Annotated in this window: 9 protein-coding genes and 1 tRNA gene; 6 read left to right on the top strand and 4 right to left on the bottom strand. The window is 68.9% G+C overall.

What is annotated here, in order from left to right; all coding sequences use genetic code 11:
• The 3 genes from ACWEOZ_RS15580 to ACWEOZ_RS15570 form a co-directional block, all read right to left on the bottom strand.
• Positions 1-4,200 (bottom strand): hypothetical protein, encoded by a 4,200-nt coding sequence (locus ACWEOZ_RS15580; RefSeq protein WP_451911353.1) that lies wholly within the window; start codon positions 4,198-4,200, stop codon positions 1-3.
• Positions 4,197-5,210: a hypothetical protein gene (locus tag ACWEOZ_RS15575; RefSeq protein ID WP_451911352.1), complete on the bottom strand. Its 1,014-nt coding sequence runs from the start codon at positions 5,208-5,210 to the stop codon at positions 4,197-4,199. The genes ACWEOZ_RS15580 and ACWEOZ_RS15575 overlap by 4 nt, the downstream gene beginning before the upstream one ends.
• Before the next feature lie 113 nt (positions 5,211-5,323).
• Positions 5,324-7,867: an RICIN domain-containing protein gene (locus ACWEOZ_RS15570; RefSeq protein WP_451911351.1), complete on the bottom strand. Its 2,544-nt coding sequence runs from the start codon at positions 7,865-7,867 to the stop codon at positions 5,324-5,326.
• Between the two features lie 306 nt (positions 7,868-8,173).
• Here ACWEOZ_RS15570 and ACWEOZ_RS15565 point away from each other — a divergent pair, with 306 nt between their 5' ends.
• The 5 genes from ACWEOZ_RS15565 (at position 8,174) to ACWEOZ_RS15545 (ending at position 17,004) form a co-directional block, all read left to right on the top strand.
• Positions 8,174-14,302, top strand: coding sequence for a DUF6531 domain-containing protein (locus tag ACWEOZ_RS15565; RefSeq protein WP_451911350.1), 6,129 nt, complete (start codon positions 8,174-8,176; stop codon positions 14,300-14,302).
• A 9-nt stretch (positions 14,303-14,311) separates the two neighbouring features.
• Positions 14,312-14,635 (top strand): hypothetical protein, encoded by a 324-nt coding sequence (locus ACWEOZ_RS15560; protein WP_451911349.1) that lies wholly within the window; start codon positions 14,312-14,314, stop codon positions 14,633-14,635.
• A 175-nt stretch (positions 14,636-14,810) separates the two neighbouring features.
• Complete coding sequence (locus tag ACWEOZ_RS15555) at positions 14,811-15,269, top strand: hypothetical protein (protein ID WP_451911348.1); 459 nt, start codon at positions 14,811-14,813, stop codon at positions 15,267-15,269.
• A 10-nt stretch (positions 15,270-15,279) separates the two neighbouring features.
• On the top strand, positions 15,280-15,534 hold the full coding sequence (locus ACWEOZ_RS15550; RefSeq protein ID WP_451911347.1) for a hypothetical protein: 255 nt from the start codon (positions 15,280-15,282) through the stop codon (positions 15,532-15,534).
• A gap of 318 nt (positions 15,535-15,852) precedes the next feature.
• Entirely contained in the window at positions 15,853-17,004 is a 1,152-nt protein-coding gene (locus tag ACWEOZ_RS15545) for an endo-1,4-beta-xylanase (RefSeq protein WP_451911346.1), read from the top strand.
• Between the two features lie 68 nt (positions 17,005-17,072).
• Here ACWEOZ_RS15545 and ACWEOZ_RS15540 read toward each other — a convergent pair whose 3' ends face one another.
• Complete coding sequence (locus tag ACWEOZ_RS15540) at positions 17,073-18,080, bottom strand: beta family protein (protein ID WP_451911473.1); 1,008 nt, start codon at positions 18,078-18,080, stop codon at positions 17,073-17,075.
• 272 nt (positions 18,081-18,352) lie between these two features.
• On the opposite strand from ACWEOZ_RS15540, the gene ACWEOZ_RS15535 reads away from it, so the two are divergent.
• Positions 18,353-18,425: transfer RNA gene (locus ACWEOZ_RS15535), tRNA-Arg, on the top strand.
• Positions 18,426-18,601: the final 176 nt, after the last annotated feature.

Genomic DNA, 18,601 nt, shown 5'->3' with positions numbered 1-18,601 from the left:
TCACCTTCCCAGGGCGAAGTCGAGTTCGTCGGCCCCGCCCGGCAGATCGGCGTGTGACCACATCTCCGTGGACAGATCCTTCGCCATCTGCTTGGTCAGACCCCATTCTCCGGTGTCGGCCGGGTCGCCGTCGGGGAGCCGCTTGATCTCGTAGTAGAGGTGCTCGCCCTTGTTGATCCAGAAGCTGTCGGGGGTGTGGAACTGGAGCTCGAACAGGTGGCCGGTCTCCGGATCACGCCAGGTGAGGTTGATGCCCTTGTAGTTGCCCATGCTGCCGTTCCAGCCGTTCTTGACCTTGGTCAGCTCGTACCCCTTGGCCTTGAGCGTCCGGACGGCGTCCCGCACTCCGGAGACGTAGCGGTCCACCTCGAACAACGTGGTGTACCGGATGTTGTCGCCGATGCCTCCGACCAGTTCCGTGGGGGTCAGGTCCGGGTCCTTCTTGCGGTCGGCGGCCAGCTTGCGCTTGAGCGAGTCGGCGCCCTTCAGCCGGAAGTCGTAACCCTCCCGCGTCGAGCCCGGGACCGTCTGGATCAACTCCTGCACCCGCTGGGTCAGGCTCCGCGGACCTCCCTTGACGCCCTCTTCGACCTTCTTGGCCGCCGCGAGCGCCGCGTCGGCCGCCGCGTTGTCGGCCGGGTTGAGGGTGAGGGTGACGCCGTTCTCCTGGTTGACCCAGCTCCCGTCGGGCTGCGTGCCGTTGCAGGGCACCGCCGCGGCTGCTGCCTTCGCTGCCTTCGCCGCGGCGAGTAACCGGCAGGCGGCCGGCGTCTCGGGCAGGTCGACGTCGCGACCGGGCTTGAGCACCAGGTCCCGGATCTTGACGACCCCGTTCTCGACCGAGACCGGGCCCCCGTCGAAGTGGACGACGGCACCCTCGAGGTCGCCGACCGGCGCGTCGAGCCGGGCGGTGGTGGGACCGACCTTGTAGATCTTGTCGTCGATGAGGGCGATCGCCTCGTCGAACTTGGCGACGCCGTTCTCCAGCCGCAGCCCGACACCGGTGATCCGGGCGATCCGGCCCGCAGGCGCGCCCGGCACGTCGACGACGCGCAGGGCGAACCGCTCCAACCGCCCCAGCCCACCGGAGAGCCTGGTGACGCTGAGGCGCAACAGGTTGCTGAGCCCGCCGAGCGTCTTGCTGAGCGCCCCGCCGACCTCGCCCACGCCCGGAACCGCGAACGAGGCGACGTCGAACAGGGTCAGCCCGAACGCCTTGCCCGGGTTGTCGCGCCACTCGGAGATGTGGATCAGTTCGAGCGGGTGCTCGCGGAGCATCTTCGGCATCTGCCGCAGACCCTCGACGGTCTTGCCGCAGTTGTTGCGGAAGTAGTCGCCGCTGAGGCCGACCACGATCCAGCTGCCGCAGTCCGCCAGCGCCTTGAGACCCGTGACGAAGCCCTTGGCCCCTTCGACCAGACCGGCACCGACCTGGACGAAGAAGTCCTTCACCCGGTCGCCGTTGGCCTGGGCCGCGTCACACGCAGGCTTGTCACCGGTGTAGCACTTGGCCAGCAGGGCGATGTGGTTCTTGCTGGCATCCAGAGCCGTACGCAGGTGCGGCTGCACCAGGTTCCACAGCTTCTCGCAGGCGGCCGTCATGGCGGCCTCGCACTTGAGGTAGGAGAGGATGCCTTCCTCGACCTTGTCCTCGAACTCCTGCTGCTCGCGGAGGATCGCGTCCTGCTTGGCCTTCTCGTCCTGCAGGCCCTTGAGCGTGTCGCCGAGCTTCTTGGCCTGGGTGTGGATGCTCGCGGTGGCTTCCTTGGCCCACGCGTACGCCCGGTCGATGCTCGCCGACGCCCGGCCCGCACTGGCCGCGGCCAGGCTGGCCGTCTGCGCCGCGCCGTCCGCGATGCTGGCTTCCCGCCACGCCACCGACTCCCAGTTGGTGGCGGTGCGGGCGGCCGTGGTGGCGCCGTTCGCGTCGTTGGTGGCGGCCACCGCGGCCTCGTACGCCTTGTTGGCCGCACCGATCGCCGTCTTGGCGGAATCGACTGCCCGGGCCACCGACTCGTACGCCGGCTTGATGTCACCGACCGCGTCCTGTGCCTGCGCGCCGGCGTGGGTCGCCGCCGCCTCGGCCTCGGCGGCCCGTTTCGCGGCCGCCGCGGCCTGCTCCTGAGCCAGCACCAGCGACTCGGACGCGACCGACAACGCGTCCCGGGCATCGGCGTTGACCGCGGCGAACCGGGCGGCGATGTAGCTCGCGGTGCCGGCCCGGTCGACGGTCAACTGGGCCAGCGCGGCGGCACTGCCGGATGCGTTGCCGGCTATGTCCGCCTGCACGATGGCCTGCCCGGCCTCCCGGACCGCGGCCCCGGCCTCTTCGGCGACACGATCCGCGTCGACCCGGGCGGCCTCCGCGGCCTGCACACTGCTGACCGCGGCCTGCCCGGCCTTGTCCGAGGCCCGCCGGGCGGTGAGCGCGCTCTGCTGCGCCGCCTTGGCCGCGTTCCGGGCCAGCTTGGCCGCGGCACTGGCCTTCTCGGCCTCGTCACGGGCCTTGTCGGCGGCCGCCCGTGCCTGATCCGCCCAGGCCTGCGCCGCGTGGTACGCGTCCCGAGCCCGGTCGGCCTGGATCTGGAGGTCTCGGGTCGCCTCGTCGGCGTCCTTGCCGGCTGCCTCGGCCTCGGCGCGGGCCTTCTGCAGCGCCGCGGTGATCGCGTTGTACTCCTGCTCGGCCGCATAGCACCGGTTGGTGGCCGCCGAGAGTTCTTCGCCGGCCCGGTTGACCCGGTCGATCGCCGCCTGTTCCCGCTGGGTGGCGTCGTTGGCCTCGAGCTGGGCCGAGGCCGCGATCTGGGCCTGGGCGACCGCGTTGCCGGACGCCCGCTCGGCGTCGGCCCTCAGCTGCTTGGCGTTGTCCGCGTGCTTGCGGGCGTCGGTGGCGGCGCGCTCGGCGATGCCGCGCTGGTCCTTGGCCCGCTGAGCCGCGGCCTCGGCGATCTTCTGCTGCTGCTTGGCCACGGCCGCCTGGTCGGCGGCCACCTTCTCCTGGTACTTGGTCTCGGCCAGCCACCGGGCCGCGTTGTTCGCGCGCAGCGTCGCGTTCTGGTCGGCGTCCAGGGCCAGGCTGTCGGCGAGCGTCGCGGTGGCAGCCGCGGCTGCCGTCGCGGCGGCATGGGCGGCCGCCTGCGCGGACAGGCCGACCGCGATGGTGACCTGCGCCCAGTCCTGCCCGTGGTCCTGCCCGGAATCCTTCAGGTCCTTGGCCGCCACCTGGACCCGGGCGATGACGGCGTTCATCTGCGTCGCCGTCTGGCCGGCCCGGTTCGCGCCGGCGATGGCGTCGGCCTTGTGCGCCTCCAGCAGGGCTGTGCGTCCCCGCCCGCCGCTCGGCCGCTGTATCCGATCCTGCTCGAAGACCTGCTCCGCGGCGTTGGCCGCAGCGGCCGACTGCCGCATGGTGAGCAGCGCGTCCTCGAGGTACCGCAGGCCGTTGATGTTGGCGGCCACGATCTCAGCCCGCGCCCGGGCGCCGGCCGCGGCGGCGCCGGCCGCCGCCGTGAGGTCGTCCAGCGTCTGGTTGCGCCGCTCGATGGCGAGCCGTACGCGTTCGCGGTTGTCCCAGTCGGTCTTGTTGGCCACCGCGTAGCCGCTGGTGTAGAAGTCGGCGATGACCGCCGGATCCCCGGAGGCGAGGGCCACGCCACCCTCGGCGACGACGGTCGGGCCGCCGATCGCGATCATCAGCTCGACGCGCCGGTAGATCCGTTCCCGCTCGGCGGCCGTGTCGGCGACCGGGTGGTCCAGCCGGTCGGCGATCTCGTAGCCGTACGCCACGAACTCGCTGATCGCGTAATCGCCGCCGGTCAGCGCCAGGTTGGCGGCCTTCTTGACGTTCGCTCCGCCGTTGGCCGCCCAGGTCTTGACCTGGTTCTTGTCCCGGGTCTTACGCTGGGCGGCGGCCGTGCGGGCCTTGGCCCAGCCGATCTCCACGAAGTCCGCCACGGCCTGCGTCGTGCCGGCGGCCAGCGCCGCGGTGGCCGCCGTGCGGACCTCCGGTTCGGCCGCGTAGACCGCGATGTCGGCGACGCTGTCGCGATACCAGTCCGCTTCTTCCTCGGTCCAGTCGACGGCATTCGCCGCGACGGCCGCGGGCTTCGGGTCGGCCTGCGCCGGCCTGGCCACGACCGTGCCGGCCAGGGAGAAGCCGAGGACAGCCGTCAGGGCGGCGTGCAGTATCCGCCGGCTCATCGCTCGTCCAGCTCCTCGGCGAGCCGGGCCCACTCGGCGGTCTGCTGCTCGGCCCATCGGACCGCGTCCTGCCAGGCGGTGACGTTGGTGCCGGCCCGGGCCACCACGGCGGACCAGTCCTGCGCGGTGGTGGCGCCGCGGGCGTACTCGGCCACGGTGGTCCACTTCTGCGCCTGCTGGGCTGCCCGGTCGCGTTCGGCGGCCCAGTTCTCGCTGGTGCCGGCGGCCGCGGTCGCTGCGGCGTGCCAGGCGGCGACGGTCTGCGCGTGCAGCTTCTCGGCGGCTTCCCCGCTGGCTCCGGTCTCGTTCGCCGCCGCGGTGAGGGCCGCCTGCCGCAGCTGCGTCAGCCGCGCGTTCCCCTTCAGGTCGAGGTCGCTGATCGCGAGCTTGTAGGCCTCGTCGTCGAGTCGCGCCCCGGCGACCCAGTAGTACTTGAAGAAGTCGGCGATGTCCGCGTCTTCGCCGCCGGCGATGGCCGCCGCTGCCGCCTGCCGGACGTGCAGCCCGGGGTCCGTCTCGGCGAGGGACGCGACGAAGTCACGGTCGGCCTGGTCCTGCTTCGCCACCTCCTCCTCATGCTGGTGCTGACCGGACTCGTCCAGCTTCCGGGCGATGGCCAGCCCGGTACGGACGAAATCGTCCTTCTCGTCGTGGGTCGCCAGCAGCGCACGCTCGCATCCGATGTGGACGGCCGAATTCACCGGCGAGATCCGGAGCCAGTAGTTGATCTCCGCGATATTGCTGCGCTCGAAGATGGCGGCGCGGTTGATGGCCGCATTCAGGCCGGTCTTGAGGAACTTGGTGACGGCGTCGGGATCGTCGCGGTTCTTGAACGCCACGGTGGCGGCGTCGCGGACCTCCCAGCGGCCGTCGGACATGGCCCGCCACTGGACCCGGTCGCGGTCGGCCTGGCTGGCGTCCGCGACCGCCGGTGTCTGGGCGAAGAGCAGGGTGAGGACGGAGGCCAGGGCGACCAGCAACATCCGGCCCCGGGTGTCGACCTTCAACATGGGGTGCCTCCTGACGGCACGCAGGAATGGCGGCCCGGCGTATGCCGGGCCGACGCTGAATTCAGATCAAGGGCGGAGCCGCGGCGGGCAGTGCGCCCGCCGCGGTGTCTCCGCTACCAGAAGACGCCCAACTCCGCGGCTGCGACCGGTGTCGCGCTCGTGAAGCGGATGGCTCCGTTCAAGGTTCCCGTCGCGGCGGTGTCCGGCACCGCGTACTTGTTGGTCTTCTTGGACTGCAGCACGTCGTAGGCCAGGTTCAGCCGCACCTTGGACCCGCGCAGCTGCAGGATGAAGCGCTCGGCGTTGGCCGCGTTCGTCTGGTCGGCGACGAGACCCGCGCTGGGGTTGGTGACCTCGCGGACGAAGGCTTTGGATGCCGTGCTCTTCAGCGTCACTTCCAGCTTGCTGCTGGTGGGACTCGCGACGACGCAGACCTGGAAGTTGTTCTCCGTGGTGCCGCCCGTGGCGATGTCAGCCCGGACCAGATTCTTGATCGGGTTGGCCACGTGGGCGCGCACCGGCTTGGGGCTCGTGCCGGACGAGCCGAAACTCAGCTGGACGCCGGTGCCGCTGCATTCCGGCTGGAAGGTGACGGCGGTCCCGGCGTAGCTCGTGATCGGCTTGCCCGGGGAGACCCAGCTCGGCTTCGGCTGGGTCGCGCCGTCCGACACCGGTTCGAGAACCCACTGCTCGTCGGTGATGGTCGAATACTCCATCGTGGTCGCCAGCGTGCCGTTGGCGGTGCCACCGTCGCGCAGGCTCAGGTAGTCGCCGTTGGCCCCGGAACGCAGGTACAGCCCGGACGCCTTGGTGAACATCGCGACCCAGGGCGCGTTGGTGCTGGTGCACCCGGCCTGCCGGAGGAGCGCCATTTCCGCGTCGTCGTCGTCGCCGAGGATGGCACAGTACTGCGAGGCCCGGTTGCGCAGCGTGAAACGCGTGTCGGACAGCGTGGCGACGTCCCAGATCTGCTCGGTGCCGCTGCCGCAGTCGCGCACTTCCAGGTTGACCCAGGACGCGAGCCCGCCCTGGCCCGGCTTGTCGAGCGCACCGGCCGGCCGGAGACAGCGACCGGACTTCACGTTCTTGAGGCGGAAGGAGCCGGTCGGCGGCTTGCTCGCGTTCCCCTGGTGCGAGGGGTCGATCAGCCGCCACTGCTGGGTGGCCGTGTGCCCGTTCGGGTTCTGCACGACGGTGAGCGAACCCGCGGCCGAACCCGCCACCGCGGTGATCACCTTGTTGTTGGTGACGTTGCGGATCTCCACGTTGCCCTGACCACCGTCGAGCAGTTCCCAGACGTCAGCCGCGGCGGGCGCTCCGGACGGCGGGTTCCAGCAGTCGAAGGTCATGATCGGGGCGCCGTCCTGCTGGACCTTGGCCCGCTCCGGGAACGGGCACCACGTTCCGTTGAAGGCATTGAGCAGCTTGTACCGGCCCGCGGTGGTGTCCGCCTTCAGCAGCCACCGCTGCATGAGGTTGTTCTCGTTGCACGGGTCGACGCGGAGCCGCACGTCCGCGCGGGCGAACATCTGCAGGCGGGTGGGCCGGGCGATGCAGCCGTTGTAGCCGTTGGCCTGGATCATCACGGTGCGGTCGGCCGACGGCCGGATGAAGTCGGCCTGGCGGGCGGTGTCGTGGCCCTCGAGCAGGTAGAGGCTGCGGTCCAGGGCCACGCCCTCCAGCGCCTTCTTGGCCGTGGTCACCACGGTGGGCTTGAACCCGTCCGCCTCGGCGGCGTACATGATGTCGCGCACCTTGACCTCGTTGGCCCGCGCCTCGGCCAGATCGCGCTCGTCCAGGTCGACCCTGTTCGCGAGGTGCACGCCGGTGAAGACGAAGGCGATCCACGCCTGCTCGGCGCTGTTGGCGTACGCGACGGTCGCGTCCGACTTGACCTTCCGGCCGGTGCTCTCCGCCGCGAACAGGTGGATGAGCTCGCGCAGTTCGAGCTCGTCCAGCTCGTACGGCGTCGCCGAGCGCTTGAGCGCGGTGGCGACGGCCTTCTCCTTCGCCGAGCGCAGCGCCGCGGCCTCGCGGGCAGCCAGCTCCTCGGCGTTGCCGTTGGCGATCTCGTTCTGCCGGTCGGCCTCGGCCTTGTCGAACAGCGCGTGCTGGAGGAAGTCCAGCCGCTGCTCGTCGGTGGCGTCGGCGACGGTGAGCGGTTCGGCCGCGGCCTTGACCTCGGGCCAGGTGGCCGCCTTGCGCCAGAGCGCCAGCAGGAAGTTCTGCAACGTCTGGTCCAGCATGGTGGTGCGCTCGGCGGTGGTCGCCGGCACCCAGTTGATCTCCTGGGCCGCGCGCAGCCGGAGCGTGTCGAGCTCGGCCTTGCGCGCCTTCAGGGCGGCGTCCTGGTCGTTGGCCGCGAATATGCCGGCCCGGATGAACTCGGCGGAGGCGGCCTCGGCGTCGGTGGCGTCGCTGAACGCGGCCAGCGCCGCCGCCTTCACCGCGGGATTGTGCTTCTCGGAGGCCTTCTCCCACAGCACCGTGACGAAGTCGCGGTCGGTGAGCGTGACCTCCTCGCGGGGCACCCAGCCCAGCACGGCCGCAGCGAGGTATTTCTCGTCGATCGTGGTATCGGCGGCCTGCGCGAGCACCGCGGGGCTCGCCATCGCCTGGGACGGAACGGCGACTCCACCGGCGACCGTCACCGCCATGCAGGCAGCAATCACTGTCCACAGGCGCATGCGCCTGTGCTTCCTCTCCGACATTTCTTTCCCCCGTAGTCGAAAGACACGATGTTCAGTTGTCCGCCCGACTCAGCCACAGCGAGGCCGTGAAGTTACTGATGTCGATGCGACGCCGGAGACCGTATCAGCTGGTATCGACGAATGTGGTCCCTCTTGCCCCGGCCCGGTTCATGGAAGCGCTCCCATGATGGACCGTTCGGTGGATGTGTCGATCAACATCGATGCGTAATGGTGCTTGCGGACTGCAACGCCATCTCCACGGGGGAGTGCATCGTGCGCGTTTCCAGCCGGTTCCGGCTGCTCAGCCATGCCCTGATCTGGGCACTCGTCATTTCTTTCCTCTTCGTCCTGCCGTCGGCACGGGCCTCGGCCGCGCCGTCGGCGACGCCGGGCGCGGGCCCGGTCAACAGCCCGCTGCCGACCACGGCGACCAAGAATCACGGCCTGCCCGCCGGTAGATCGGCGCCTCCGGTGCCACCCGCGGTCGAGGCCGACGGCAAGGTCCGGGTGCCCACCGCGACCGAGAAGGCCCAGCGGCGCGCCAAGGCGATCGCGGCCGCGCGGGTCGTGGCCGCCCGGCAGGCGGAATTGCCGGGCCGGCCGATCGCCCGCCCGGGCTTCCTGCTCGGCGACACCTCGCTCGTCGTGTACTGGGACGCCGTCGTCGACGACGGTGATCCGACCTCGTGGGGGCGCTGGTTCGCGACCGTCACCGACGTCGGGTCCGGGGCCGAGCAGCGGTCCGCCGAGCTGGGCAAGGCGGACCTGAGCCGGTGCTACAGCCCGGCTCTGCTCTGCCGCAGCTTCGGTGCCGCGGACGGCTGGGTGCTCGACCCGGCACGGGCCTACACGGTGACGATCACCGAGGTCGCGCCGGACGGCACGGAGCTGACCGGTGCGGCGTCGGCCGAGGCCAAGCCGCGCAAGACCGACGACGTGCCGGCGCTGCCCGCCGGGCAGGCCACCGGCTGCGGCTGCGCCACGGTGCTCGGCCCGACAGTGACCGCGCAGGCTCTGCGCGGTGCGACGGTCAACACGGCGACCGGCGCCTACCTGCGGGTGGAGAAGGACTTCGTGATGCCGTCGTACGGCATCCCGTTCAACCACGCGCGCTACTACTCGTCCGGCAACCCGGCCACCGGCATGTTCGGGCCGGGCTGGAGCTCCTCGTACGACATCAGGATCATCGCCGCCGACAACGGTGCGGCCCGGGTGCGGGCGGAGGACGGCTCGGAGGCGGTCTACACCGCGAACGCCGACGGCTCGTACGACCGACCGGCCGGCGTCCGTGCCAGCTTGTCCAAGGTGGACGGTGGTTGGCAGTTGGTGCCACCGGACCGCCGGGTGCTGCGGTTCAACACCTCCGGTCAGCTGCTCTCCATCAGGAACGCGCGCGGCTTCGGTGTGACGTTCGCGTACACCGCTGACGGGCTGCTCAGCACGGTCACCGATGCCAGTGGCCGGGTGGTGCGTCTCGAGTCCCGCGCCGACCTGCGGCTCGTCACGAAGATCACGCTGCCGGACGGCCGGTCGACCCAGTTCGACTACCAGAACGGGCGCCTGCTCAAGGTCCAGGACCCGCGCCGCAACGTCACCACCTACGGCTACGACGCCGCCGGCCGGCTCAACGACATCACCGACGCCCGCGGCAACAAGCTGATCCGCAACACCTACGACGCCGCCGGGCGGATCACCGAGCAACTGGACCCGGAGAACGCGCGGACCGAGTTCCGGTGGGACGCCGGCCAGCAGGTCGCCCGCACCACCGACCCGGACGGCGTGGCGGTCGTCGACGGCTACCGCAACAACGTGCTGCTCTACAGCCAGAACGCCGGCAACGACACCGTCAACCACCGGTACACCGGCAAGCTGAACAAGAGCCTGGTCGTCGACCCGAAGGGCAACCAGGAGGAGACCCGGTTCGACGACAGCGGGAACCCGGTCGCCCGGACCGCGCCGGAGCCGTTCGCCTTCACCGAGACCAGCAAGTTCGACAACCGCAGCAACCTGACGAAGTACACCGACGGTCGCAAGAACGACTGGGACTACAAGTACAACGAGTTCAACGAGATGGTCGGGCAGAAGAGCCCGAAGCAGGACACCGGGTACGAGTACGCGTACGACGCCAAGGGCCAGCTCGTGTCCCGGACCGACCCGCGCGGCAAGGTCACCCGCTACGAGTACGACACTCACGGCGACCGCACGGCTGAGGTCGCCCCGACCGGCCGGCGCACCGAGATGACGTACGACGGCACCGGCCGCCTCGCCTCGGTGGTCGACCCGCGTGGCACCGTCGCCGGGGGCAACAAGGACGCCTACCGCACCCGGTACGTCTACAACGAGCAGAGCCAGATCACCGAGGTGTGGCAGCCGGGCAAGGCCCAGCCGTCCCGCACGGTCTACGACGAGCTCGGCAACGTGGCCGTCACCACCGACCCGCTGGGCAACTCGACCCGCTTCACGTACGACAAGGCGAGCCGCGCGATCGAGGCCAAGGACCCGATCGGCAACGTCTCCACGACGACGTACACGCCCGGTGGACGGCGCGCCTCGGTGACCGACGGCGAGGCCAACAAGACCTCGTGGACGTACGACGGCAACGGCCGGGTGGCGACCGAGACCTCGCCGCGCGGCAACGCCGATCCGCCGCGGGCCGCCCTGTTCACTGCCGTCTTCCACTACGACTACAACGGCAACCTGATCCGCGCCGACCGGCCGTACGGCTCCGACGGTCAGCGGGTCGAGGTGGACACCGCCTTCGACGCCCTGGACCGCCCGACCACCCAGCGCGACCAGTTCAAGCAGGGCACCACGGTCGGTTACGACAACAACGGCAACGTCGTGTCGATGACCAACGAGCGCGGCGAAGAGCTGACCAACACCTATGACGAGGCGAACCGCCGTACCGGAAGCTCCGGGCCCGCCGCGGGCGCGGCCGGCATCGAATACGACGACGCCGGCAACCCGGTCCGCCAGACCACCCCGACCGGCGGTGTGATCACCACCCGGTACGACGACGACGGCCGCGTCGTCGCGGTCACCGAGCCGCGCGGCAACGTCTCCGGCGCCGACCCCGACAACTACACCACCCGGTACGCCTACGACCGCGCCGGCAACCCGGAAGCCGTGACCGACCCGCTGGGCAACGTCACCAAGGTCGACTACGACGGGGTCAACCGGCCCACGGCGCAGACCGACGCCAACGGCAAGACCACCCGCTTCACCTACGACGCGGCCGACCGGCTCGCCACGGTCATCGGCCCGGACGCGACCGGCGGGCAGGGCCTGGTCTACGGCTACAACGCCAACGGTCAGGTGATCAAGCGGACCGATCCGCTCGGCCGTACCGCCTCGACCGAGTACGACCGGGCCGGGCGCACCACCGTGACCACCGACCCGATCGGCCGTCGCCGCGAGTACGTCTACGACGCCGACTCCAACGTCGTCCAGGAGGTCACCGCCCGCATCGTCGAGGAGGGACGACCCGACCCGAACCGGCCGGCGCGGTCCATCTTCTACGCGTACGACAACCTGGGCCGGCTGACCAGCAAGCAGCTCGGCGCCGACGGGGTCACCTACTCGTTCGGCTACGACGCGAAGAACCGGGTGGTCAGCGCCGCGGATCCGGCCGGCGTGCAGTCGTACGTCTACGACGTGACCGACCGGCTCACCTCGGTGACCCGCGGGACGGACACGTTCAAGTACGAGTACGACAGCACGGACCGGGTGACCGCCAGGACCTACCCGGACGGCACGAAGATCGGCGCCACGTACGACGCCGGGGACCGGGTGCGTTCGCTCACGGCCACCCGCGGGGGGAGCAGCGCGGAGTACGGCTTCTCGTACGACGTCGCGGATCACCTGACCGGGATCACGTACCCGGAGTCGACCGGCGTCTCGGAGAGCCGGGAGTACGACCGGGCCGGCAGGATGACCCGGATCGCCGCGGCCAAGGGTGACACCACGCTGTCCGCGTTCGACCTCACCCTCGACAAGGTCGGCAACCCGACCAAGATCGTCGAGACCAGCGGGGAGCCGGGCCAGCCGACGGTCACCGAAGCCTCCGCCTACACCTACGACGCCGCCAACCGGTTGACCGCCGAGTGCTTCGGCGCGCAGACCTGCGCCGGCGCGGTCGCCGACCGGACCGACTACACCTACGACCTGGTCGGCAACCGCAAGACCAAGACCCGGGTCGCTCCGGGCGAGAACACCACGACCAGTTACACGTACGACGGTGCGGACCAGCTGACCCGCGAGAGCGTCACGGGCAGCCGTTCGAGCACCCGCTCGTTCGCGTACGACCTCGAGGGCAACCAGACCGAGGCCGGAACGGACCGGTTCACGTACGCGCTGGACCACACGATGACGTCGGCGACCGTCGGCGGCAAGACCACGAACTACACGTACGACGCCACGGGTAACCGGATCAAGGCGGTCACCGGCTCCGGCGCGGCCGCGGTCACGCAGAGCTGGAGCTGGGACGTCAACGGCGGCCGGCCGGTGCTGGCCCAGGAGCGGCAGACCGACGCCGCCGGCACTGTGGGACGCGATTACCTGTACGACCCGTCCGGGCAGCCGCTCGCCCTGATCGTGCCGTCCGCCGACGGGATGGCCGCGCACTCGTACCTGCGCGACTGGCTCGGCGGTGTGGCGGGTGTCGTCTCGCCGTCCGGGGCACCGGAATGGAGCTACGACTACGACGCGTTCGGCGTCGCCCGCGGCACCGGCCTCACCCAGGGCGGCACCAAGGTCGCCGAGGACGCGCCGGCCAACCCCATGCAGTACGCCGGGACGTACCAGGACGTCAGCCAGGGCGACCGGTACGCGATGGGTGCGCGCAGCTACGACCCGGCCACCGGCCGCTTCGCCTCGGCGGACCCGGTCGCCCAGCCCGCCACTGATCAGGCTGTCTCGACGTACTCGTACACCAATGCCCGTCCGACCGTGCTGACCGACCCCACCGGGGGCGATCCGGACGGCAACGGGATGACCCAGGCGTACGTCGACTACTACTCGTCGATGGCCTGCGCCAACAATCCGGCCGCCTGCCAGGGGACCACGGACGCCAACACCCCGGCCGCCGGCGAGGGTGAGCAGGCGACCGACAACCCGGACTGGCTGAACTCGAAGAAGATCGTCGACGAGGCCGAGGGCTTCGTGAAGCAGATCGGCGACGAGATCGTCAATCTGATCCTCGACCTGGTCGGCTTCAACGACGCCAAGAAGTGCATCACCGAGGGCGACATCGTCGCTTGTGTCTCCACCGCACTGCAGGCCGTGCCCTGGGGCAAGATGTTCAAGGCGGCCAAGGTGGCGATCAAGGCCATCGGTGTCGGCCGCCGCCTCGTCGACGCGTACAGCCGGCTGAAATCGGCCAAGAACGCGCTGTCGAGCATCCCGCGCTACATCAAGAAGGCCACCCGGACCGCGGACGAAGCCGCGGACAGCAAGAAGTACGCCGACGAGGCGGCGAAGGCGGCGAAGGGGGCCAAGGACGCCGGCGGCAAGGCCAAAGCGACCTCGCAGAAGGCGGCCGACAACGCCAAACAGGCGAAGAAGCAGGAATCGTCGACCGGCGAGAGCTGCAAGATAGCCCAGGGCAACAAGGCCCGCCTCGCGTCGAACTCGTTCGCCGCCGGCACCCTGGTGCTCCTGGCCGACGGCAGCACCAAGCCGATCGAGAAGCTGCAGCCGGGCGACACGGTCACCGCCACCGACCCGGTGACCGGCGTGACCGAGCCGCAGCAGGTGACCGCCACGGTGGAGGGCACCGGCGACAAGGACCTCATCGACCTCACCCTGGTGGGAGCCGGTTCCGGTGGCGGCGGGCCACCGTCGGTCATCACCGCCACCGCGGGACACAAGTTCTACAGCCCCGACCGCGGCTGGATCCCGGCGTCCGAACTCGGCACCGGCGACATCCTCCGGGACGAGTCCGGCGCCGAGGTCAGCGTCGCGCTCGTCGGGGAACCCACCACGAGCAACACCACCGTCTACAACCTCACGGTCAGCGGCGCCCACACGTACTACGTGGTGGCCGGCGACGAGCAGGTCCTGGTCCACAACTGCGGTAACCGGCCTCACGACAAGGCTCGGGGCGCTGAAGGCGTCGACGAGATGACGGCTACGTTCGAGCGGTTCAACAAGCGATCGGACATCTACAGCGAAACATATGGCAATGGTTTCGAGTTCTGGACGCCCTACGGTCGGCGGCAAGTGGACATTGCCATCAGGAATGAAAGCGGAGGCCTCGACCTCTTTGAGATAAAGGTGAACAAGTCGAACTACACCAGGGGTCAGCGCAGGAAAGACGAATGGCTGGAGAAGACCTACGGGTTCACGACGACGGTCATCCGTCGCAGTACGGAGTGTCCGATCTGTTCGCCGAAGTTCCCCTAGGATGGTGCCGTGAGCAGTGATTTCGGCTTCTGGAAGCACGGTGCGGGTGATCATGAGGAGATCTTCGACAAGCTTGCCGAGGGTGACACCAGCGACCTGACTTCAAGCCCGGACGTCATGCGGTTCCGCGCAGGGCTGCTCGCTCGCTGGCCGGACATCGAGGATGTATTGGAGCCCTCGGAGTTCGACCTGGAGGACAGTCCGGACGACGCACTGAAGTACGTGCTTCTGACTTTGTCCGTTCGCCAGCTGGAATATCTGCCAGAGATTCTCTCCATGGCGAAAGAAAACGGCCTGGTCGGATTCAGTGGCGTGGCCGGTGAGCCTATCTAGGCACTTCGTTGTCGCTGCTGTGGCTAAGTTGGGCCGTGCGTCGCGGTTGGCGCGTGCGCGCGGCCCAGCTTCGGCCGGGCTGCTCTTCCTTGTGTTCGGCGACGTCGGCGGTGAGGCCTTGGGTGGCCGCGTCGTGTTCAGCGAGCTCGTCGGCGTCGCATGAAGGAGGTTTTGATTGTCCGGTAAACGCCAGGTGGACGAGGCGGTCGACATCGTCCGTAGCCTCGTCGACGAGGAGATCCCGGTCGGCCCGCCCGTACTCGCTCTGACGGGGCTGGCTCGAAGGTTCGCTGCGACGGAGTTCGACGTTCCTGCAGACCAGGACGCCGACGGATACCTCTTTCAGTACGGGAAGGCCGGCTGGCTCCCGCAGCCCACCTTTGTGATCAGCATGGTGAGACAGCTCGAAGTCGTTGATGCGGACGGAGAGCACGAGTCCTACTCGCAGGTGCAGTTCGAGTACAGATTCTCGCTGGATCGCGATCTTGAAGCGGAGAGTCACTCGGAATGGTGGTTCCCCGGGGGTGCTACACCGTTCGATGCCTGGTTGGAGTCGGTGTCCAGGTCACCGATCGGTGACCTCCTGGGAAGCAGGGAGCCGCGGGAATTTCTGGTCTGGGCGGACCAGGCATGACGATCCTCAGATGAACTGCGAACCCTTGGTCAAGGCCATCGCGGCCGCGATGATGTTCCTGGAGGAGTCGGGCGACGACGAAGTCGACCCGGACTCGGCGGAACGCGCCCTGGAGAACATGTCGCATGCGCTTCTGCAATACGCGGGACCGGACCGGGAAGACTTCCTGCGACTGATCGAAAGGATCGCCGACGGTACGCCGGATGAGCACGACGCGCGTTTCATCCGCGACATACCGCGCATGATAGGCATGGTGGAAAGCTGACCGTTCGCACCTCCAGCAGACTGGCCGGGCAGCGTCTCCGCGGGACGCTCCCGGCCAGCAGTGTGCTCGGCCACCGGTTGGCGCCTCCTCCGGCGCCGAAACTTACGGAAAATGATCGGTAGCCGACCGCCCTGTCTGACTCGTCAGTTCCGGGGTGAGATGCCCTGGTTGATAGGCGCGAAGTCCGGTCGTTCATGAAGCTGAAACATTGACGGAGGCTGCACGTCCGGCTTAGCGTACGAGGGTCTTCCGGTCTGTCCGCCCCGAAACTTTCGGCATCGAGCTGATGCGTGCGGCGGGCCGACGCCCCTCAAAGGAGTGATCTTGAGAAAGGCATACCGTGTCGCCGTGGCCGTCCTCGCCACCTCGACGCTGATCGGCCCCGGCATCCAGCCGGCGCAGGCAAGCACGAAGGCAACCGCCGGGTCGTCCGCGGTGAACCACCACCCCGGCCAGTGGAATGTGCCGCTGCGCTGGGCGGCGCCGCGTGATCTGCGCATCGGGACCGCGGTCGCCGGTGGCGGTCACCACCTGGAGCAGGACTACCCGGACCCGTTCACTTTCGACAAGCCGTACCGGAAGGTCCTGGCTCGGGAATTCAACTCGGTCTCCCCGGAGAACCAGATGAAGTGGGAGTTCATCCACCCCGAGCGCCGCAAGTACAACTTCGGCCCGGCCGACGCGATTGTGAAGTTCGCGCGGCAGCACGGCCAGGTCGTCCGCGGCCACACGCTGCTCTGGCACAGCCAGAACCCGGCGTGGCTGGCGGAGGGCGAGTTCACCAAGGCGGAACTGCGCGCGATCCTGAAGGACCACATCACCACGGTGGTCGGCCGCTACCGCGGCAAGATCCAGCAGTGGGACGTCGCCAACGAGATCTTCAACGAGAACGGCGAGTACCGGCAGGAGAACATTTTCATCCGCGAACTCGGCCCGGGCATCGTGGCCGACGCCTTCCGCTGGGCGCACCGGGCCGACCCCAAGGCCCAGCTCTTCCTGAACGACTACGGCGTGGAATGGCCGGGCGTGAAGGTCGACGCCTACGAGGCGCTGGCCAAGCAGCTGCTGGCCGACCGGGTGCCGCTGAACGGCTTTGCGTCCCAGGCCCATTTGAGTACGCGATACGGCGCGCCGGACCAGCTGCAGGCCGTACTGCAGCGCTTCGACGACCTGGGTCTGCACACGGCGATCACTGAGCTCGACGTGCGCATGGATCTGCCTGAGGGTGGCGTGCCGACTGCCGAGCAGTTGCAGACGCAGGCCGCGTACTACAAGACCGTCCTGGACGCCTGCCTGGCCGTTGAGGACTGCAACTCGTTCACCATCTGGGGCTTCACGGACAAGTACTCGTGGGTGCCGGTGTTCTTCCCCGCGGAAGGCGCCGCGACGGTGATGGGCGACAACTTCGAGCGTAAGCCGGCGTATTACACGCTCCGCGACACGCTGGCTGCGGCGCGCTGGAAGCGCTGAGGTCGAACGGGGGAGGCGGCAGCACTTCGGTGCTGCCGCTTTCGTCTGTGACGGACTACAGCGACCATTCAACCGCGCAGCATCTTCAGTACGTGCGTCAAATGATGCGCCGTACCCCAGGCTCGCCAACCGGTCGGGATCTCCGGCCCACCGTGCCCGCGAGCGCGTCGCGCTATCTCTCCGTCGCCCCAGGAATAGTCCGGTCCCTCCGCCGGCCAGTGATCCGCCGTGACGAGCGACGCGCAGAGGTCGTACATCGCCTTGTTGCCGTTGCCGTCACGTGCTCGTCGGTATATCCACCACGCGTCATCGTCTGTGTATCTCAGGTTCGGCGCCGGACTCCATCCTCCGGCTCTCATCTGGGGATGGGCGATGCCGTAGTCCCCGAATCCCAGGTCGGGGTCCTGCAGGCGTTTCCACAGGGCCAGATCGTGCCGGGGTATCGGGGTGGCCGCGTTCGCCGGCAGATCAGCGATCGATTCCGGCATCGCTCCGGAGGCCACCGTGATGGACTCCCAGGGATACCGCCGCGCCCAAGCGACGCACTTTCTGACCAGCGGTTCCACCCTGCCGATGTCGCGTTCTGAGCGGACCTCGAAGAAGTCGAGAATGAGGGCTGACTGCTCGATAGTCGTTCCGGTGCGCCGACAAAGGTCGAGGAGCTGTGAGTCCGCCTCCTCGCCGCCGTCTGGGTCAGCGATGGCGCCACCGAGCCGTATGACCGCGTGACCACTGTGCATCTCCGCAGCCTCTCGAGCCTCTTCCAGTCGGCGGGCGGAGTCGTGCAGATGGAGAACAGGGCGAAGGGGGATGCCCCAGGCGGCAAGGTCCTCGGCGATGTCTCGTAGAGGCCCGCGTCGGCCGTCGTGCGGATCTGTCAGGTAGCCGGCATCGACGGCTATCGCCATGTTCGGCGGAACCGAGCGACGAGCCCTTCCCGTGAACGCGTACGCATCCCTGATCGGACCGCGGTCCGTCGGCGGCACCTCGAAGACCGGCAGGATGCCCGGCGTCAGCATGGCCGGCAGCCGGGCAATGGCTCTGAACTCACCGTCGCGGCCCTTGAGGATGGGCATGTAGACCACGGCGCACCCTCTCAGCAGCCATCCACACCTTTCACTCGATGATGCACTGTGCGTACTTGGTCGGCAACTTTGAGTGTTCGCTTGATGACCGTCAGCGGCGTTTCGCGGAAGGTATCGTGCATGCCGCCAGGCTGTCGACGTGCTCCGACCATGTACGCGACTGCTCCCACGCATACCCGCGGCGGCGTTCAGGGCGGTGAGGCAGCGGCTGGGACGCCCGGGCAGATTTGCGTTCGTGCTGGTAGGTAACATGTGGGCCGTAGGCCCTCGTAGCTCAGGGGATAGAGCATCGGTTTCCTAAACCGTGTGTCGTAGGTTCGATTCCTACCGGGGGCACCTCCACCACCAGCGGAAACGGCCGCTGAGCAGCGCAAACAGAAGTCGATCGATGGGCTGCGGCCGGTCACCGTGTGCAACTGTGTGCCACCGGAAGCGGCCGTTTGTCGGCAGTCCTGCAGAGTACGTGCAATGGATCTTGGCCACGTTTCCGCAGGTCATGCCACGCAAAGAGG

The organism is Actinoplanes sp. NPDC004185, assembly GCF_053603475.1.
The sequence above is the reverse complement of the archived record's forward strand: the minus strand, read 5'-3'. Positions and strand labels throughout refer to the sequence as shown.